Annotated in this window: 12 protein-coding genes and 1 pseudogene; 4 read left to right on the forward strand and 9 right to left on the reverse strand. The window is 65.3% G+C overall.

Translation table 11 applies throughout. The features are described 5' to 3' along the window. Positions 1–6: 6 nt before the first annotated feature. From UC34_RS00315 to UC34_RS00325, 3 genes and pseudogenes are all read right to left on the reverse strand, one after another. A pseudogene (locus tag UC34_RS00315) lies at positions 7–1,270 on the reverse strand (IS110 family RNA-guided transposase). A 232-nt stretch (positions 1,271–1,502) separates the two neighbouring features. Beyond that, positions 1,503–1,856, reverse strand: coding sequence for a DUF3331 domain-containing protein (locus UC34_RS25080; protein ID WP_052810838.1), 354 nt, complete (start codon positions 1,854–1,856; stop codon positions 1,503–1,505). A gap of 137 nt (positions 1,857–1,993) precedes the next feature. Then, on the reverse strand, positions 1,994–3,286 hold the full coding sequence (locus UC34_RS00325) for an NAD(P)/FAD-dependent oxidoreductase (protein WP_044453213.1): 1,293 nt from the start codon (positions 3,284–3,286) through the stop codon (positions 1,994–1,996). Positions 3,287–3,462: 176 nt separating this feature from the next. Here UC34_RS00325 and UC34_RS00330 point away from each other — a divergent pair, with 176 nt between their 5' ends. The 3 genes from UC34_RS00330 to UC34_RS00340 all read left to right on the forward strand — a co-directional run bounded on the left by UC34_RS00330 (position 3,463) and on the right by UC34_RS00340 (position 5,943). Next, positions 3,463–4,122 (forward strand): TetR/AcrR family transcriptional regulator, encoded by a 660-nt coding sequence (locus UC34_RS00330; protein WP_044453214.1) that lies wholly within the window; start codon positions 3,463–3,465, stop codon positions 4,120–4,122. 102 nt (positions 4,123–4,224) lie between these two features. After that, positions 4,225–4,578: a RidA family protein gene (locus UC34_RS00335; RefSeq protein WP_044453215.1), complete on the forward strand. Its 354-nt coding sequence runs from the start codon at positions 4,225–4,227 to the stop codon at positions 4,576–4,578. 132 nt (positions 4,579–4,710) lie between these two features. Further along, positions 4,711–5,943, forward strand: a complete 1,233-nt coding sequence (locus UC34_RS00340; protein WP_044453216.1) for an NAD(P)/FAD-dependent oxidoreductase — start codon at positions 4,711–4,713, stop codon at positions 5,941–5,943. Positions 5,944–6,020: 77 nt separating this feature from the next. Here UC34_RS00340 and UC34_RS00345 read toward each other — a convergent pair whose 3' ends face one another. From UC34_RS00345 to vapB, 6 genes are all read right to left on the reverse strand, one after another. After that, the gene (locus UC34_RS00345; protein WP_052810839.1) at positions 6,021–7,760 is read right to left on the reverse strand and encodes an SH3 domain-containing C40 family peptidase; all 1,740 of its coding nucleotides are present in this window, start codon (positions 7,758–7,760) and stop codon (positions 6,021–6,023) included. A gap of 87 nt (positions 7,761–7,847) precedes the next feature. Beyond that, entirely contained in the window at positions 7,848–10,343 is a 2,496-nt protein-coding gene (locus tag UC34_RS00350; protein WP_044457555.1) for a TonB-dependent siderophore receptor, read from the reverse strand. 125 nt (positions 10,344–10,468) lie between these two features. Further along, positions 10,469–11,626 carry a FecR domain-containing protein gene (locus UC34_RS00355; protein WP_052810841.1) on the reverse strand — a complete coding sequence of 386 codons (1,158 nt, stop codon included), beginning with the start codon at positions 11,624–11,626 and terminating at the stop codon, positions 10,469–10,471. Next, complete coding sequence (locus UC34_RS00360) at positions 11,623–12,159, reverse strand: sigma-70 family RNA polymerase sigma factor (RefSeq protein WP_237165201.1); 537 nt, start codon at positions 12,157–12,159, stop codon at positions 11,623–11,625. Before UC34_RS00360 ends, UC34_RS00355 begins: the two co-directional genes overlap by 4 nt. Before the next feature lie 214 nt (positions 12,160–12,373). Then, the gene (locus UC34_RS00365; RefSeq protein WP_044453217.1) at positions 12,374–12,778 is read right to left on the reverse strand and encodes a type II toxin-antitoxin system VapC family toxin; all 405 of its coding nucleotides are present in this window, start codon (positions 12,776–12,778) and stop codon (positions 12,374–12,376) included. After that, entirely contained in the window at positions 12,778–13,014 is a 237-nt protein-coding gene (gene vapB, locus UC34_RS00370; RefSeq protein ID WP_044453218.1) for a type II toxin-antitoxin system VapB family antitoxin, read from the reverse strand. The genes UC34_RS00365 and vapB overlap by 1 nt, the downstream gene beginning before the upstream one ends. A 295-nt stretch (positions 13,015–13,309) precedes the next feature. On the opposite strand from vapB, the gene uvrA reads away from it, so the two are divergent. Beyond that, positions 13,310–19,255, forward strand: a complete 5,946-nt coding sequence (gene uvrA / locus UC34_RS00375) for an excinuclease ABC subunit UvrA (protein WP_044453219.1) — start codon at positions 13,310–13,312, stop codon at positions 19,253–19,255. Positions 19,256–19,465 lie beyond the last annotated feature (210 nt).

Consider the following 19,465-nt stretch of genomic DNA (forward strand, 5'->3'; position numbering starts at 1 on the left):
AGTTCGTCAAGCACTGGGGTCCGTTTTGGGTTGATAAAAAGTGCCGTCGCGTAGCATGGCAAAAAGGACGTCGCAGCGCCGGCGAGCCAGCGCGATAAGTGCCTGGTTGTGGCGCTTGCCCTGCTGGATTTTTCGACTGTAGTAAGCCCTTGAGATCGGGTCTCGCAAAGCCGCAAAGGCCGAGAGAAACAGGGCGCGTTTGAGTACCTTATTGCCACGTCGAGAGGGGTGTTCGCCGCGAATCGAGGCGCCAGAGCGCCGGGTCACCGGCGCTAGGCCAGCATAGGCCGCCAGGTGGGCGGCCGAGGCAAAGGCCTTGTGCGCCACCTCGGTCAGGAGTCGCGCTGCGGTCCTGAGCCCGACTCCGGGCATGCTGCTCAGGACCGGCCAAAGAGGGTTGCTTTGCACCAGGCGCTCGACCTCGGCGGCGATCTCGTCGCGTTGCTTGCGTAGGGCGGCCAGTTGCTGGGCCAGACGCGGCATCACCAGCGTGGCGGCATGAGTACCCGGCACGACTACGGTTTGTTCGGTAAGCGCCTGCGCGATGTCGGCGGCCAAGCTCTTGCCAATGCGTGGTGCGAGCTTGATCAGGCGATTCGCCAGCGTTTTTTGGCCCGCGGCCGCCAGTGCTGCGGGTGAGGGGTAGCGCTCAAGCAGATCGAGCACGGCGGGATGATCCAGGCGAGGTCCGAGCACGCGCTCAAGCGCGGGATGAATCTGCGTGAGCAGGCCGCGAATGCGGTTGCTGGTTTGGTTGGCTTGGGCGGCCAGGTCGTCGTCGAAGCCACACAGCATAGTGAGCTCGGCGAGCGGCTCATCGGCCAGACGCAATGAGCGCAGCGTATGCGGCATGGTGCGTGCGGCATCTGCGATGACGGCGGCGTCGCGCGCGTCGGTCTTGGCTTCGCCTGCGTGCAGGTCGGCGATGCGACGCATAGCCAGACCTGGCAAGTAGGCGACTAGCGTACCGGCGTCGCGGGCTACGGCCAGCGGCAGTGCGCCGATGGTAGCCGGCTGATCGACGACGAACAGGAGCTGGCCGTGGGCTTTCAACTCATCGATGAGGGCGCGCAGTTGGGTCTCATCGTTAGGCAGGGCCTTGTTGTAGAGGCGACGGCCGTTGCGATCGAGAGCGACGGCATGGTGGTGGCCTTTGCCGACGTCGACGCCGATGAAGACATCGACGGCGTCATGAAGTGGAAAGTTATGCATTGCAGTTGGCACAAAAAGTGAATTGGCCTGCAAGAACCCTGGTGGCAAGTCTCGGCATCCACGTTACGGACGGCGTCGGAATATCCGTGCCAAACCCCTATCAGCGATCACCAGCCACCCACCAGACCCGGTGACAACACCCCCCGGATCATGGTTACGACTGGGGGCGGGAATCATGCCGGGCCTGGCTGGCCAAAACCTCGATTATCGAGGTGCGAACATAGTAACGGGGAGGGGGGACGACTTTTCAGCGCGTGGGTGTTTCGGACGGTGAGGCGTGTCGTGCGTTGCTACGCCGGTTCAAGCTCACGGTTTTCCGACTCGCGCATTGCGCGAATGGCTTCCGCCGAGATCATCGCGTCCGCATTGAGCGGTGGGACGTCACCGAACAGCGGACGGTAGACGAAGTCGCCCACGTCGATCGTCTCGTTCGTCAATGCGCACACGCCCGGGTGATGCGCCTTTCGAATGCGCCAGATCTGCGCGCCGTAGTTGCCCCCGGTGGGGTCGTTCCACGATACCGTGATCGTCAGTTCGCTGGAAATCTCCAGCACACGCACGATCGGCGCGCGGCGCGTGTACGGAATCACCGGGTGGCATACCACCGGCTCGGCGTCGAGCATGGCGACGGTGTGCTGCCACACGCCCTGATCGCGTGCCGCGCGCGACGAGCGCGACGCGCGGGAGGTGGTGGACGTCGGGGAAGTCGCGGACGAGGCGGCTCCAGAGGTGCGGCTGCTGCCGCTTCGGTTCGGGCAATTGGTTCGGTCGCTTCGCATGATCAGGCCAGCCGGATGCGCGGCCCGCGAAGGCCGCCGAGTTTTTCCGCGCCCAACAACACCGTTGCACGAGCGTACCCGTGCAGCGCATGCTGATGACGTCGGTACAACATGGCGTGGCTCCACTGCGCAAAGCGTCCGCGCACGATGCCACCTTTGAAAAAACCGAATCGCCCGAGCGCACCGAACGCGTTGTAGTCAGATAGCGACAACGACGCGCCGGGATCGCGATAGGCGAACGGCGGAATTGCGCGGCCCTCAAGCCACGCGCCGAGATGACGGCCCAGATGCGCCGCCTGCTGTGTTGCCACTTGAGCCGTCGGCGGCAGCGCCCCTCGACCTTGCCCCGGCGTGAGCGACGCACAATCGCCAAGCGCGAAGATGCGTTCGTCCTGCGCCGTCTGCAACGTGGCGCGCACGACAAGCTGATTGGCGTCGTTCGTCGTCAGCCCGCCAATGCCGCGCAGACAGTCCGGCGCCTTCACGCCCGCCGCCCACACGAGCAGGTCGCCCGGTATGAGCTGACCGTCGTCACGGTAAAAACCGTCGCGATCCGCACACACCACGCGCGTGTCCGTCAGTACGCGAAAGCCCAACTGTTCGAGCTGGTCCTGCGTCGACGCGGAAACATCCGGCGCAAATGCGCCCAGCAATCGCGGTCCGCGCTCCACGAGCGTGAGCTTCAACCGCTCGCAAATCTGCGGATCCCCATAACCGGCCGCCAGCGCGAACGTGCGGCTCAGCTCGGCGGCAAGCGCCACACCCGTCGTGCCGCCACCGGCGATCACGATACGCAGGGCGTCGTCGTTGACGGCGCTGCGGAGCGATTCGCATTGCAACGCCGTGTTGAACGCCTGCGCCTGCGGCTGACTATCGATGAAATGACAGACGTCACGAACGCCAGGCACACACGCGTCGTCGGCCTGCGAGCCGAGGGCGAGGACCAGCGCATCGTAAGGCACGCGGCGCTCGCCCAGCAGACGCTTGCCGTCATGGCCTTCCATTTCCTCCAGCACGATCTCCCGACGCGCACGGTCCAGCCCGCTCATGCGCCCCGCCTGATACGTGAAGCCATGGCTGCACGCATGCGCGAGATACGCGATCTGGGTGTGCGCCACGTCGCGCGTGCCCGCCGCCACGGTATGCAGCATCGGCTTCCAGAGATGGGTGGGATGACAGTCGACGAGCGTCACGCGTGCAGCGCCAGCACGACCGAGCGTTCTGCCCAGACGAGTGGCCAGCATCAGGCCGGCGATACCGCCACCGACAATCACGATTCGGTTTGCGCGAGACATTCGGGGGGAAATGTCAAATTCAACAAGTGATGAATAAGCGCATAATAGCGAGCGTATACCCGGCATGTCAAATAGGACGTGTCTGGGCAGGCAGGGGCGCCCGGGTCGGGTAGACTTGGCGCATTGCCCTGTCTTCATGCGGCAAACTCTCGCAAATTCGACTAACCCATCACTCAATGACTCCGACAAAAGCCATCTCGCAACCCGAACCGCCCCGCAAACGTGCGCGCGGGCGACCGACGTGCGACTGCACGCATGGTGCCGACGCGTTGCTGCTCAACGCCCGCCGCATCTTCGCGCAGCGAGGGTTCTATGCGAGCAGCGTGAGGCAGATCGCGGAAGCCTCCGGGGTGGACGCCGCGTTGATTTCGCACCATTTCGGATCGAAAGAGGCGCTGTGGGTCGCGGTCGTGGATCAGATTGCGGGATTGACGCGCTCGATGGTCGAGCAGACGCACGCGCTGCACGACGCCCCGCTCGAACCTTTCGAGCGTATCGAACAGGCGGTGCGCGTGTTCGTTGAAGCCGTGTTCGAGCATCCCGACGTCGGCATGTTCTTCTCGACTGCCGCGACCGAGGAAGGTGAGCGACTCGACATCATCACGCAACGGCTCGTGCGCCCGTATCGCGATGCCATGGTGCCGCTCGTGGCCGACTGGCTGGCGGCGCAGCAGCGCCCCGTGTCGGATGCGGACGTCATGTTCTTCATGCTCACGTCGGCCATCAGCAAGACGGTGTCGTACCGACACATGATGGGGCCGTTCCTGCCTCCCGAAGGCATGGCCGATCTCAAGCGCACGGTGCTCGACTGTGCGATGGCGCTGATCCGGCAGTGATGCCGTGCGGGGGCCTGGACTGAGGACGTCCGCAAGCGTCGTATAAGATAGCGGCACCCGGGCCGACTCCCGGCCCGTCTACCTTTCCTACGGTGCCCCCCTATGTCGAACGAAATCAAACGTCTGCACACCAACGCCCGCATGAGCCAGATCGTGATCGCCAACGGCGTGGTCTATCTGGCCGGTCAGGTCCCGGAGACGGCCAACGTGTCGGTGACCGAGCAGACCACCAATATTCTCCAGCGCATCGATTCGCTGCTCGCTGAAGCGGGCGTGAGCAAGTTGCGTCTGCTCACCGCCAACATCTGGCTCTCGGATGCCAAGCACTTCGCCGAATTCAACGCCGTGTGGGACGCCTGGGTGCCCGAAGGCCACGCGCCGACGCGCGCCTGCGTGCAGTCGCCGCTCATGCGCGCCGGTCTCGATGTCGAAATCGCCGTGACCGCACTGGCGTAATTTCGCCGCCGGTTGTGTGCGCCATGGGCTCACTGCTGCGCGACCCGGCGCGCGTGGGCCCTGCCCCCTGCCCCTGCCTCTTCTTCCACCTCTTTCCTTCGGATCGTCTGACGACCCGTCAGGCGCACGCACATGACGTTTGACGCCCTGGTGCTAGGTGCCGGTATCGTAGGTGTTTCCGTCGCCGTGCATTTGCAGCGACGCGGTATGTCGGTCGCCCTCATCGACCGCAAATCGCCCGGCAACGAAACTTCGTTCGGCAACGCCGGGCTGATTCAGCGCGAAGGCGTGTATCCCTACGCATTTCCGCGCGATCTCGCCACGATCCTTCGCTTCGCACGCAACCGGTCGACCGATGTTCGCTATCACCCGTTGGCCATGGGCACGATCGCGCCTTTCCTTGCACGCTACTGGCATCACTCGGCACCGGCGCGTCATGCGGCGATCGCGCGCGACTACAGCACGCTGATCGCGCATTGCGTGACGGAGCATCGCGAGTTGATCGCGGCGTCGGGCGCGCAGGATCTGTTGCGTGAAGGCGGCTGGGTCAAAGTGTTTCGCACGACGGCCGCCATGGACGCCGCACTGCGCGATGCCGAACGCTGGCGCACGGAATACGGCGTGCCGTTCGAGCGGCTCGACGCACCACGCCTGCGTGTCGAGGAGCCGTCGCTCACACACGCCCTGGTGGGCGGGCTGCGATACACCGCGTCGGACTCCGTCAGCGATCCCGGCGCCCTCGTGGGTGCGTACGCCCGCTACTTCGAATCGTTGGGCGGCCGGGTGTACACCGGGGACGCCACGACCTTGCAGCCGCACTGGTCGGTGCAGACGGAAGCGGGCCGTATCGAAGGCCGACGCGCCGTCGTGGCGCTCGGCCCGTGGGCAGAGACGGTGACGCGCGCGTTGGGATACCGGTTCCCGTTGGCGGTCAAACGCGGCTATCACATGCATTACCGCGCGCAGCCGGGGGCGGACCTCAACCAGCCGGTGCTCGACGCGGAACATGGGTTCCTCATCACGCCGATGACGCGCGGCATCCGTCTGACGACCGGTGTCGAACTGGGATTGCGAGACACGCCGCCGACACCGACGCAATTGGCCGCCGTCGAACCGCTGGCGCGCGAGACGTTTCCGCTGGGCGAGCGCGTCGATCCGGTGCCATGGCTTGGACGCCGACCGTGCACGCCCGACATGAAGCCGATCATCGGTCCAGCGCCGCGCCATCGCGATCTGTGGTTCGCGTTCGGTCATGCGCATCACGGGCTGACGCTCGGTCCGGTGACGGGACGTCTCATTGCCGAGTTGATGACCGGCGAGTCGCCGATCGTCGATCCGTCGCCGTTTCGCGCCGAGCGTTTCTGAACGCCTGCGCCAGCTCGCCGAAGCGTCTTGCGCGACAACCGTAGCGACAAGGACAGCGAAGATGGCAACGACGACAACTACTGCGGCATCTCCTCCTCGGTGTCGACGCTTGGCGCACGTGCAGCATCGCCGGCGTCACCGGCATCGCTCAGTTCGCCGCCGATCACACTGAGCTCGAACAGCGGCTTGCTCGCCTGTGAGCGGACCTCGGGGTCTTCCGGGAATGTCTTGAGCAACGGCAGGATGACCGACCCGCCGATCACATTGCGACGGCTATTGTCGGCCGGCGACAGCCCCCAGAGGTTCTGATACGTCATCGGCACACTCGCCCCCTTATGCTCGGCGTTGCCGAGATACAGCATGATGTGCCCGTTGATGTGAATGAGCGTCATGAGGGGCCGGCCGCGCTCGGCGAGCGTGCGCAGGCGCGTGTCGATGTCGGCGTTGCGCAGGTCGATGCGTTTTCCGGCGCGCAACTGATCGGACGAGTGACGTGGCAGCCACACGCCGAAGGGCGCGAAAAGACTGCGCGTCTCGGCAGAGCAATCGTTGTAGAACAGCGTGTTGCCCCACCCGTACGGACGCCCGATCTGCTGCTTCAACACCTGCGCCACGTGGCGCGGCGTGAGGGCCCACGGCATCGGCACGAGACTCGATGCGTCGAGTGCCGCCATCCGGATCTGCGCCTGACGCTGCACGTCCGCCACCGGGAACATGGCCATCTGACGACCCTCGCGCGAGCGCGTCATCGGCAACACCGTGCCGATCGGGGCGAACGTTCGGTAGAGCGGTGTCGACGTGCCTTGCGCCACGTCGCTCAATGGCACGTCTGCGCGCACGATGGCGCCGAGGGCACGCTCGGCCGCCGCGCGCCAGGTGGCGACGAAACGCTCGTCGACCGTCGCTACCGTGCGGGCGTCGATCCAGCCGATCAGATCGGGCGAGTAGACGAGCAGCCACGCGCCGTCGCCGCTGCGCGCCAGCGTGTAGACCGGGGTGCCCGGGCGCAGCGCGGAGTCTTGCAAGGCATCGAACGGATAGCCCTCGCCCGCTTCACGGAAATCGTAGAACGCCGGATCGTTCGTCGGCAGCAGTCGGACAAGCGCGTTGTCGACGGTAATGCCGCGACGGCGCGGATCATAGGCCCAACTGGCATGGTCCGCGTCGAGCTGCGCGAGCGCCATGTTCGTTTCGATGGCGCGGTTCCACGCGGTGGTATGCGGCTGAAAGTTCTCACCGTAGGTCTTGCGCACGCCGGCACGGCCGTTGTCGAAGCGTCTGGCGCGACGGGCCTGCGCGTCTGCGATCTGTGCGGCGCCCGCGGCGTTCAGGAGCGACGTCGAGAGCCATGTCTCGTTCCACGGCGACGCGTCGCGTGGCCCGGCGCCGAAGTAGCGTGCGCGAAACGCTTCGAACCGCTTCCTCTGCTCCTGTGCCGGGAGCAGCGGCAGATCGTAGTCGGGCGCATCGGGTCGGATCCAGCGATCGACCGTCTGATCGTAGTGCTCGATGGGGAAGCGGCTCACGTTGTAGCGCGTGACCGGCGCTGCGACCGATGCGGATGGCGAGGCCGGAGGTTGGTCCGGCGCGCTGGCGCACGCGCCGAGCAACAGGAACAACGGGAGCAGCGGAATCAACGGGAGTGATAGGCGTGACAGAAGCCATGCGAGAGGGACCGTGCCGCCGCGATGGCCCGGCGGCGGCGGAAAGTCGGCCGTCTCGTCGTCGTGCCTTGCCAGGAAGGAGACGCCGTTGCTGGCGAGGGTGGCGGAGGTGGCGCGCCGCATCATGCCGCGCGCCGCGAGAATTGCGCCCATGTCGTGCAAAGGAGAGCCCGGATTTCGCCATGCTACTCCATCGACACGGGCGCAGGATCGAGCGCCGTGCTGACGCTCGCCAACGCTTTACCAGCGGGCCGTGACGCTACCGAGCACCGTGCGGCCCGTGCCGTAATAGCACTGCACGGTGGTGTTGCATCCGGCGACATAGGTTCGATCGAACAGGTTGCTCGCATTGAGCTGCACGCGCCAGCGCCAGCCGATGTCGGCGTGCAGCGAAGCGTCCACGAGCGTCACGCTGGCCACGGAAAACGAGTTCACCGAGTCGCCTGCCGTCTGCCCGATGTAGCGAATGCCGGCGCCGGCGCCGAGCTTGGCGTCACCCACGCTGCCGAAGTTGTAATCGGCCCAAAGCGAGGCCATGTTGCGCGGCACGCCGTAAGGGCGTTTTCCCAGATCGGTGTTGTTGCTGCGCGTGACTTCCACGTCCTGATAGGTGTAGCTCGCCACCATGTTGAGTCTGGACGTCAGGCTCATGCGGGCTTCCAGTTCCACGCCGCGCGAACGCACTTCGCCCGTCTGGATCGTGTTGCGCGTGTTGGCCGGATCGGCGGTCGAGACATTCTGTTGCGTCAGGTTGAACAGCGACGCCGTGAAGATCGCATTGGTATTCAACGGTTGATACTTCAGACCGATCTCGTACTGCTCGCCGGTTGTCGGCTGCAAGGGGGCGCCCGCAAGGTTGGTCGAGAGCGTGGGCAGGAACGACGTCGAATAGCTGAAGTACGGCGACAGGCCGATGGCCGATTCGTACAGCAAGCCGGCGCGCCACGTGAACTTGTTCGGCGTTTGCTCCACCGACGTTTTCGCGATGTTGTTGTCGGTCGTGGACCACGTGAAATCCTCGCGGCCACCCAGCGTGAGATACCAGCGATCCCAACGCATCTGATCCTGCAAGTACAGACCGAGCTGCGTTTGCGTCTGGTCGGTGCTCGTCGTGGGATTGGCGGGCAGCACGCCCTTCACGCCATAGACCGGCGCATAAAGGTCGAGCGACGGCGCCGTGCCCGTCCATACGCGGTTCAGGAAGCGCTGCGTCTGAAAGTCCACGCCGCCGACCACTTTGTGGGCGACGGGGCCGGTCTTCGTGTCGTACTGCACGTTATTGTCGAGCTGCCAGCCATTGAGGATCGGCGCGGCCTGATAGGCGGTGCGCTGGTACGTGCGCTGATCGGCGAGCAACGCGGTGCCGTAGATGGACTTGTAATCGAGATCCATGTGCGTGAAGCGCGCCGTAGAGCGGATTTGCACGGCGTCGTTCACGCGATGCTCGAAGCGATAGCCGGTCGCCACCTGCGTTTTGCGATAGCGGTCGAACGACGGATCGCCCGTGAGCAGCTCGCGGTCGATGCGCCCCCAGCGCGACGGATTGACCATGCCGAGCGCTGGGCCATAGCTGACCGACGATCCCATGTTGTCCTGCATGTAGTTCACGAACCACGTGAAGCTCGTTTGCGCGTTCGGCCGCCAGGTAATGGACGGCTGGATCATGAGACGGTCGTCGCTCACGTTGTCGGTCTGCGCGTTCGACATGCGGCCAAGGCCCGTGATGCGGTAGAGCAGCGTGCCGTCTTCGTTGGCGGGGCCGGTCATGTCCACGCGCAGCTGCCGCCGGTCGAACGTGCCGTAGTCGATGCCGATCTCGCGATAGGCCTCCGCGCTGGGCGCTTTGCTCACGAGATTGACGAGGCCCCCGAGGTTGCCCGCGCCGTAAAGGATCGAGCTCGGACCGCGCAGGACTTCCACGCGCTCGGGCGTGTACGGATCCACGCGAACGGCGGCGTAGCTGCCGGGGCGGTTCGCGATCTGCGGCACGCGCAGGCCGTCCCAGTAGACGTCGGCGTTGAAGCCGCGAATGTAGAACCAGTCGGCGCGGGTATCGCTGCCGTAGGGGTCGGCGTTCACGCCGGCGGCGTACTTGAGTGCGTCGGTCACCGTCTGCACGGCCTGATCGTTCATCTGATCGCGGGGAATCACGCTGATCGATTGGGACGTCTGCATGATCGACGTGTCCGACTTCGTCGCCGTGTCGCTGCGGGTCGCCACATAGCCGACGACCGGGCCACGCGCGACGTCGCGCTCGGCCTGTGCGGTCACGTTCGTCTGCGCCAGCGCGACAGCGGGGCCCGCATCGGCGCCGGTCGCAGCGTTCGGACCGGGCGCGACGATATAACCGCCGTTGGGCTGGCCGGTCGCTTGCAGACCGGTGCCCTCGATCAGAATCGCGAGCGCGAGCGACGGCGTGTAGCTGCCCGAGACGCCCGCCGTGCGTTTGTCGGCGATGTGGGCGGCGTCGTAGGAAATCATCAGGCCGGTTTGCTGGGCGAAGGCGACGAGCCCCTGTTGCAGGGAACCGGCGGGAATGTGTAGCGACAGAGCGGCACGGGCAGCCGTGGCGGGCACGGTGGGCGCAGCCGATTGCGCGCGGGCGTTCGAGGCCGTGATTGCCGTAAGGGCGGCCACGGTGAACAACGTGCCTGCGGCAAGCGCCATGGCGCTCATGGCACGGTGGGCGGCGACGGTCTCACCACGCACAGGCGTGGGGCTGACGTGAGAAGGCATGACGGCGGATTCCTTTCGTTGGAGCATCGAAACATCGAAACGGGCATTCCTGTCTATGCCCCGCGAGATTCGAAAACCCCTCATCCGACGTCAAAATATTTTTGCGTGACGGTGTCCCGGGCGGTTCAGGTGTGGGTGCGGTCGCCGCCAATGGCGCGCAACGTGGGCGCAACATGGGGTGCCTGATCCGGTGCGCCATCAGGTGCGCTGCTGAACGACGTCCCGGTGCGCGTGACGGGCTGCAGGCGGACAAACCAGCGGGTGTAGCGCTGTACCGCTACCGGCAACGCACGCGAGAGCATGTCGAGCACGCGATCGGTATCGTCGACCGGATAGATGCCCGACACGCGCAGCCCGGCGACTTCCGGCGCGCATCCAAGATGACCGCGTCGATATCGGCCCAGTTCGCTGAGGAAGTCGCCGAGCGGCATGGCATGCACGATGAGCATGCCCTGTGTCCATGCGGCGGTGGCGTTGGCGATGCTCGCATCGTCGAAGCGATACCGCAGCGCGGCACGATCGAAGCTCGCGCCCTGCCCTGCGCTCAGCACCACGGCGGCGCCTGCGCGGTTGGCCGGCGCCACGCGCACCGCGCCTTCGAGCACGGCAACGGCGGCACTGTCGCCGCGCTCACGCACGACGAAGCGTGTACCGAGCGCCTGTAGGCTGCCCTGCGCGGTATCGACGAAGTATGGGCGATGCCCATGGTCGGCGTCGGCCCCGGTGGTGATCGCGATTTCCCCCTGCACGAGCCGCAAGCGGCGCTCGTCCTGCGAGAAATGCACGTCCACGGCGGAATCGGTGTTCAGCGCCAGGGTGGTGCCGTCGGCGAGTTGCACGGTGCGTCGCTCACCCACACCGGTACGCAGATCCGCCCGCCATGCGCGCACGCTGTTCGACTCGCTGGCCGACCAGACGGCGCCGGTCACGCCCGCGACGGCGATGAGGCCCAGCATTCGGCGTCTGCCCTGGTTGGCGCGGGCACGCACGAGCGTGTTATGCGCCACGAGCGGCGGAATGGTCCGCAGGTGGGCGCCGAACTCGACGAGACGCCGCCACGCGAGCGCATGCCGTGCGTCGGCATCGTGCCAGCGCTGCCAACCAGCCCGGACATCGGCATTGGCTCGTGCGTTCGCATCGTTGTCCTTGCCCACGTGCGCACTTTTGTCCGTGCTTTTTTCCGCATTGACATCGATGCCGAGGGCTTGCAGCCGGACGAACCATTCGGTAGCGGCCAGCGTGATCGCCTCGGGCAGTGGCGTGGACGGCACGGTGCGGCTCATGCGGCGGGACCTCCGAAGCAGCAGGCATGCAGCGCCCTGACAATGTGGCGCTGGACGGTGGCGATGGAGATGCCGACAGTCTCGGCGATCTCGCGTTGGGCCAGACCGTCGAGTTGCGACAGGAGGAAGACGCGACGCACCACAGGCGGCAGGCCGTCGAGGCGGCGGTCGATGTCGATGAGTGTCTGGAGCAGGATCGCGCGGGTTTCCGGGTCGGGCGCGACGGCTTCGGGTTGTGCCGCAAGCACTTCCAGATACGCGGCTTCGATCTTGCGATGGCGATGCAGATTGGCAACGAGTCCTTGCGCGACGACGGTGAGGAAGGCGCGCGGTTCGCGCGGGCACACCGGGGTGTCCTTGCTGAGCAGGCGCACGAAGGTGTCGTGTGCGAGGTCGGCGGCGTCGCCGTGGTTGCCGAGCTTGCGTTGCAACCAGTTGCGCAGCCAGCCGTGGTGATCGTGATAGAGCGCGGCCACGCCGGACGCGTCGGCGCGTGCGTAGTCTTGGCGTCCCCCGTTGTCGTCACGCATCATGGTCTTGGCTTGGCTGCATCGGCACGCAACCGTCGCTGATCTAGTCGCTGCTCAGGTTAATGATAATCATTCGCATCATATCATGACCTATCGCGCGGTGACGGATGGAAGACGGGACTGACGAAAACAGCGGGGATCGGGCAATCGGACGATCGGACAATCGATCGGGGGGCCGAAGTGAAGGGCGCACCGGAAAGCGCGGATCGTGTCGAGATCAGGCGTCGTTCAGCCAGTTTTCCATTTGCAGGCCGGGATAGGCGGCGAAATCACGTTCGTTGTTCGTGACCAGCGTGACGCCGAGCGAGATGGCGTGTGAGGCGATCAATTTGTCGAGCTGGTCCTTGCGGCGCTCGCGTGTGGCCTCGCGCACCGGACCGTAGGCCGTGGCGGCGACGGCGTCGAACGGCAAAACCGGAATATCCTCAACTAATGCCGCAAGATGGTGACGCTCCCGGGCGGGGTTCGCACAGACGGAAACGCCGAACGAAAGCTCCGCAAACGTGATCGCCGACATCACGACATCGCCTACATGGCACTGCGCAAATCGTTTCGCGACCGCCTCGGGCTGATGCTTCATCAGGTAGATGCAGATGTTGGTGTCCAGCATGTAGCGCGCCATTACAGCGCCTCGCGATCGGACTGTTCCTGATCGCCGCGACCTTCGGCCATGACGTCGTCGCCGAATCGGGCGAACTTGTCGAGCACGCCGGCGAGCGGGCGGCGGCGCGGTCGAATGCGAATTTCGTCGCCTATGCGCTCGATCTCGAGTTCCAGGTCGGTATTCGCATAAGCCAGTTCGGCAGGAATGCGCACGGCTTGCGAATTGCCGTTGCGGAATGCGCGGGTGAAGTGCATGAGGGACTCCAGCAGGAAAGCGTCATGCGAATACTCTAGGCGTTGGCCGGATGAATGTAAATACATATGTGTGTACATTGCGTTGGGAGTGGCTGGGGTGGCCTGGTCGGAGTGAGGCGAGGGCCCCTGGAATTACAACCACCTTCAACATGGGAATCGATGGATGCTGTACAAATATACAGTACAATCATCGCGTGCCGGGCGACGCATGAATGCTGCCAGCGACTGTCGTATCGGCCTGATAGAGTAGTTACCCCAAGGCGCGTACGCGCTCTCTCGTCTGCCCAGAGACCAAGTGGATAAGCCCTCCAAACCCGACCCGTCGGCCAGCCACGCCATTCGTATCCGTGGCGCTCGCCAGCACAACCTTAAGAACCTCGACGTCGATCTTCAGACCGGCGAGATGACCGTCGTGACCGGCCCATCCGGTTCCGGCAAGTCGAGCCTGGTGTTCGACACGCTGTTTGCCGAAGGCCAGCGTCGCTACGTCGAGACGTTCAGCGCTTATGCGCGTCAGTTCCTCGATCGCATGGACCGCCCGCAGGTCGACCATGTGGAAGGGGTGCCGCCCGCCATCGCCATCGACCAGACCAATCCGGTGCGCAGCTCGCGCTCGACGGTCGGCACGATGACCGAACTCAACGACCACCTCAAGCTGCTCTTTGCCCGTGCGGCGGCGCTGTTCGATCGTGAGACGGCGCAACCGGTGCGTCACGACACACCCGAGACGATCTACGCCGACCTCATGGCGCGTACCGCGAAGGACGACCCGCGTCTGGTCGTCACGTTCCCGGTCGAACTGCCCGCGACCGTCACGCCCGACGAAGTCGAACAGTGGCTCTCGGCGTCCGGCTACACGCGCGTGCAGGCCGAGCGCGAAGTCACGACCGCCGAGGGCACGCGCAAGGTGCTCGACGTCGTTGCCGACCGGTTCCGTTTGCAGAACACGGAGAAGGCGCGCGCGATGGAAGCCATCGAGTCGTCGCTCAAACGCGGCCGCGCGCGCATGAACGTCTATGTGCTCGCCGAGACGGGCGAGCCGGACATCTGGCGCTATTCGCAGGACCTGCACTGCCCCGACAGCGATCTGCACTACGCCGACCCGCAACCGGCGCTCTTCTCGTTCAATTCCGCATACGGCGCCTGCGAGGCCTGCCGCGGTTTCGGTCGGGTGATCGGCGTCGATCTGGGATTGGTGATTCCCGATGAGCGCAAAACGCTGCGTGGCGGTGCCGTCAAGACCATTCAGACGCCCGCGTGGAAAGAGATCCAGGACGACCTGCTCGAGTACGCCGGCAAGGCCGGGATTCCGCGCGACACCCCCTGGTCGAAGCTCTCGCCCGAGCATCGCGAGTGGGTCATCGAAGGCGACCCGGACTGGAAGGGCGAGTGGAACAAGCAGTGGTACGGCATTCGTCGCTTCTTCGGCTACCTCGAGTCGAAGGCGTACAAGATGCACATTCGCGTGCTGCTCTCGAAGTACCGCAGCTACACCACGTGCGAGACCTGTGGCGGGGCGCGCCTGAAGACGGAGGGGCTGCTGTGGCGTCTGGGCTCGAAGGAGAATGCCGACGCTGTGCTGCCGCCTGCTCAACGCTTCATGCCGCGCGGCGTGTCGTGGTCGCGCGAACAGCTCGAAGCGCTGCCCGGGCTGACCATGCACGATCTGATGCTCATGCCGATCACGCGCGTGCGCCAGTTTTTCGATTCGCTCACGCTGCCCTCCAGCCTGCTCGACGATGCGCTCAAGCTGTTGCAGGAGGAAGTCGGCACGCGCCTGAAGTACCTTTGCGACGTCGGCATCGGCTACCTCACGCTCGATCGCCAGAGTCGTACGCTTTCAGGCGGCGAGGTGCAGCGTATCAACCTGACGACGGCCCTTGGCACGTCGCTCGTCAATACGCTGTTCGTTCTCGACGAGCCGAGCATCGGCCTGCACCCTCGCGATATGGACCGTATCGTGGCCGCCATGCATCGACTGCGTGACGCCGGCAATACGCTTGTCGTCGTGGAGCACGACCCCGCGGTGATGCTTGCGGCGGACCGTGTGATCGACATGGGGCCCGGCCCGGGCGAGCGCGGCGGTCAGATCGTGTTCGACGGCACGCCGGAGGAAGTGCGCCAGGCCGACACGCTCACGGGCAGCTATCTCGGCGGACGCAAGCACGTGGCCAACGCCTCGAACTGGCGTGCGCGTCCGGTCGATGACGCGACACCGCGTCTCACCCTGACCGGCGCGCGCGAGCACAACCTCAAGCACGTCGACGTCGACATTCCGCTGGGACGCCTCGTGTGCGTGACAGGTGTGTCCGGTTCCGGCAAGTCGACGTTGGTGCAGGACATTCTGAATCCTGCGCTGGCGCGTCACTTCGGGGACCCGACCGAAGCCCCGGGCGCGCACGACGAATTGATCGGCGCCGAGCAGTTGTCGGGCGTCGTGTTCGTCGACCAGTCGCCCATCGGCAAGACGGCGCGCTCGAACCCGGCGAGTTATGTCGGCGCGTTCGACGAGATTCGCAAACTGTTCGCGGCCGAACCGGTGGCGCTCCAACGTGGCTACAACGCCAGCACGTTCAGCTTCAACTCCGGCAATGGCCGCTGTCCGACTTGCGGCGGCTCGGGCTTCGAGCACGTGGAAATGCAGTTCCTGAGCGACGTGTATCTGCGTTGCCCGGACTGCGACGGCAAGCGTTATCGCGCGGAAGTGCTGGACGTGAAGATTCAACGCGCGGTGCCGGGCGAAGCGATGCGCGAACTGAGCGTATCGGATGTCCTCGAGCTCACCGTCAACGAAGCCGTGAAGCTGTTCTCGTCGGATCGCGACGTGCTGCGCGTGTTGCAGCCCATCGTCGATGTCGGTCTCGAGTACGTGAAGCTGGGCCAGCCCGTGCCAACGCTTTCGGGCGGCGAAGCGCAGCGCCTGAAGCTCGCTGGCTTCCTCGCGGAAGCGGCGCAGAAGAAGACCGCGAGCGGCCAGAAGGTGGCCCATCGCGGACGCCTGTTCATCTTCGACGAACCGACCACTGGTCTGCACTTCGACGACATCGCCAAACTGATGCGCGCGTTCGGCAAGCTGCTCGACGGCGGCAACTCGCTGCTCGTCATCGAACACAATCTGGACGTGGTGCGCGCGGCAGACTGGATCATCGATCTGGGGCCGGAAGGCGGCGAAGGCGGGGGTGAAGTGCTGTGCGCCGGCACGCTCGCGCAAGTCGTGGCGTGCGAGGGCTCGCACACCGGGCGCGCGCTCGCCGATTACGAACGCACGGTGGTGGGACCTGCGCAGGCGGTGGCGTCGGGCATGGCTGGCGGTGACGCCGGCATGCCGCTGCAAACCGCCTTGCGTGCGGCGCGTACCGCACGCATGCCCGGCATGCCCGGCATGCCCGCCGGCGGCAACGACATTCGGATCGTCAATGCGCGCGAACACAACCTCAAGTCGCTCGATGTGTCCATTCCACGCGGCAAGTTCAGCGTGATCACCGGCGTGTCCGGCTCGGGCAAGTCGACGCTTGCGTTCGACATCCTGTTCAACGAAGGTCAGCGCCGTTACCTCGAATCGCTCAACGCCTACGCGCGCTCCATCGTGCAGCCGGCGGGACGCCCGGAAGTCGACGCGGTCTATGGCATTCCGCCGACGGTCGCCATCGAGCAGCGTCTGTCGCGTGGCGGGCGCAAGAGTACGGTCGCGACGACCACGGAAGTCTGGCACTTCCTGCGTCTGCTGTACGTGAAGCTTGGCATTCAGCATTGCATCCACGACGGCGCGCCGGTCACCGCGCAGAGTCCCGATTCGATCGTCGCGCAGTTGATGCGCGACCGACGGGGGCAGCACGTCGGGCTGCTCGCGCCACTCGTCGTCGGACGCAAGGGGATCTATACCGATCTGGCGAAGTGGGCCAAGGCGCGCGGGCATTCGCACCTGCGGGTGGACGGCGTGTTCCTGCCCGTCGATCCGTGGCCGAAGCTCGATCGCTTTCGCGAACACACCATCGAATTGCCGGTCGGCGACGTGGTGGTCACGCCCGAGAACGAAGGGTTGCTGCGCACGCTGCTCGCGGCGGCGCTGGAACTGGGCAAGGGGGTGATGCATCTGCTCGCACCGCTCGATGGCCTGGGCGACACCATGAGCGACGAGCAGCCGGGCGAAGGCGTGGGCGAGATCGAGGTGTTTTCGGTCAAGCGCGCGTGTCCGGTGTGCGGTACGAGCTACCCGGACCTCGATCCGCGCATGTTCTCGTTCAATAGCAAACACGGCTGGTGTACGACTTGCGTGGGTACCGGACTGGCGCTTACGCGCGAGCAGCGCGAAGCGTTCGACGATACGGTGCTCAATCAGGACAATCGCGGGCGCGAACATGCCTTGCCGTCGCAGGACCAGGAGCCGGAAGACGTGGGGGATCAGCCGTGTCCGGACTGTCATGGTGCGCGTCTGAATAACGTCGCGCGGGCGGTGACGTTTGACGAGCACGCCATTTCCGACGTGGCCCAATGGACCGTGACGGATACGCGTGAGTGGATTCAGGGGCTCGAGCTGACGGGGCGCGAGGCGAGCATTGCACGCGATCTGATCAGCGAGATTCAGGGGCGTCTCGAGTTTCTGGAGGAAGTGGGTCTGGGCTACCTCACGCTCGACCGCGCGGCACCCACGCTCTCGGGCGGTGAGTCGCAACGCATTCGACTCGCGGCACAGCTCGGCAGCAATTTGCAGGGCGTTTGCTACGTACTGGACGAGCCGACCATCGGTCTGCATCCGCGCGATAACGGCATTCTGCTCGGCGCGTTGCGCAAGCTCGGCGATCAGGGCAACACGCTGGTCGTCGTCGAGCATGACGAAGACACGATTCGCCGCGCCGATCACATCATCGATATTGGACCGGGCGCGGGCAAGCGCGGCGGCACGCTCGTCGCGCAGGGCAACGTGGCAGACCTTGCGTCCCATCCCGACTCGCTCACCGGCAAGTTTCTCGCGCATCCGTTGCAACACCCGATTCAACCGCGCCGCGAAGTCGTGGCGCCGGCGAAGGGCGCCGAGGCGGTGCCGCCGCATTGGCTGACGGTGCATGGCGCCACGCTGCACAACCTGAAGAACGTGACGGCGTCGTTGCCGCTCGCCCGCCTCACGGCAATCACCGGCGTGTCGGGGTCGGGAAAGTCGACGCTTGCGCGCGACGTGCTGATGACGAACCTGCTCGATGCCGTGGGCCGTTCCGTATTGTCTTCGCCGGCCGAACGTCGGGCGCGCAAAGGCACCGTGCGTCATGCGGTCAAGGCCGATGGCAAGCCGCGCGCGAAGTCGGAGGCCCCGGCAGAACCGCGCCGTGCGGTGGTGCATGCCTGGCATGGCTGCGAGTCGGTGACCGGCTGGGAGACGATCGATCGTGTCCTCGAAGTCGATCAGACGCCGATCGGCAAGACGCCGCGTTCATGCCCGGCAACGTACATCGGCTTCTGGGATACGATCCGCCGGTTGTTTGCCGATACGCTCGAAGCGCGAGCTCGTGGTTATTCGGCGTCGCGCTTCTCCTTCAATACCGGGGAAGGCCGCTGCCCGGCGTGCGAGGGACAGGGGGTGCGCACCATCGGCATGAGTTTCCTCGCGGACGTGAAGGTATTGTGCGACGTCTGCCACGGACAGCGTTTCAATGCCGAGACGCTGGCGGTCACCTGGCGCGGCAAGAGCATTGGCGACGTGCTGACCATGGAAGTGGACGAAGCCGTCGAGTTCTTCGCATCGATGCCGAGTATTGCGCATCCGCTGCAATTGATGAAGGACGTCGGACTTGGCTATCTCACGTTGGGGCAGCCATCGCCGACGCTCTCGGGCGGCGAAGCGCAGCGTATCAAGCTGGTGACGGAGTTGACCAAGGTGCGCGACGACATTACGCGTCGCGGCCAGAAGTCGCCGCACACGCTATATGTGCTCGACGAGCCGACCGTCGGTCTGCACATGGCCGATGTGGCGCGTCTCATCAACGTGCTGCATCGGTTGGTGAACGGTGGACATACGGTCGTCGTCATCGAGCACAACCTCGATGTGATTGCCGAGGCCGACTGGATCGTCGACATGGGACCGGAAGGGGGCAAGGACGGTGGGACCGTTGTCGCTGCGACATCGCCCGATGTGCTGGCAACGGTGAAGGCGAGCCACACCGGGATCGCACTCAAACCCGTGTTGGCGCAAACGGCCGCCACGGGCGCGACGGTGGTGACACCGGAGGATGCCGTCACAGCGAAGTAGCAAGTAGGGCGCCAATCGATCCACGCCTGCGCCGGGCGTCGCCAACGGCCCGGCAAGGCGGTCCGCCATCGGCGCCACCAGCAACACCGGCGACACGGCGACACCGGCAACACCGGCAACACCGGCAACACCGGCAACACCGGCAACACCGGCGACACCGGCAACACCGGCAACACCGGCGACACCGGCGACACCGGCGACACCGGCGCG

This window comes from Pandoraea vervacti (genome assembly GCF_000934605.2).
GTDB classification, from domain to species: domain Bacteria; phylum Pseudomonadota; class Gammaproteobacteria; order Burkholderiales; family Burkholderiaceae; genus Pandoraea; species Pandoraea vervacti.

Excerpts from the sequence above, each read along its gene's own strand:
- UC34_RS00325 (WP_044453213.1), bottom strand. The coding sequence starts at position 3,286 with ATGTCTCGCGCAAACCGAATCGTGATTGTCGGTGGCGGTATCGCCGGC.
- UC34_RS00330 (WP_044453214.1), top strand. The coding sequence starts at position 3,463 with ATGACTCCGACAAAAGCCATCTCGCAACCCGAACCGCCCCGCAAACGT.
- UC34_RS00335 (WP_044453215.1), top strand. The coding sequence starts at position 4,225 with ATGTCGAACGAAATCAAACGTCTGCACACCAACGCCCGCATGAGCCAG.
- UC34_RS00340 (WP_044453216.1), top strand. The coding sequence starts at position 4,711 with ATGACGTTTGACGCCCTGGTGCTAGGTGCCGGTATCGTAGGTGTTTCC.
- UC34_RS00345 (WP_052810839.1), bottom strand. The coding sequence starts at position 7,760 with ATGGGCGCAATTCTCGCGGCGCGCGGCATGATGCGGCGCGCCACCTCC.
- UC34_RS00350 (WP_044457555.1), bottom strand. The coding sequence starts at position 10,343 with ATGCCTTCTCACGTCAGCCCCACGCCTGTGCGTGGTGAGACCGTCGCC.
- UC34_RS00355 (WP_052810841.1), bottom strand. The coding sequence starts at position 11,626 with ATGAGCCGCACCGTGCCGTCCACGCCACTGCCCGAGGCGATCACGCTG.
- UC34_RS00360 (WP_237165201.1), bottom strand. The coding sequence starts at position 12,159 with ATGATGCGTGACGACAACGGGGGACGCCAAGACTACGCACGCGCCGAC.
- UC34_RS00365 (WP_044453217.1), bottom strand. The coding sequence starts at position 12,778 with ATGGCGCGCTACATGCTGGACACCAACATCTGCATCTACCTGATGAAG.
- vapB (WP_044453218.1), bottom strand. The coding sequence starts at position 13,014 with ATGCACTTCACCCGCGCATTCCGCAACGGCAATTCGCAAGCCGTGCGC.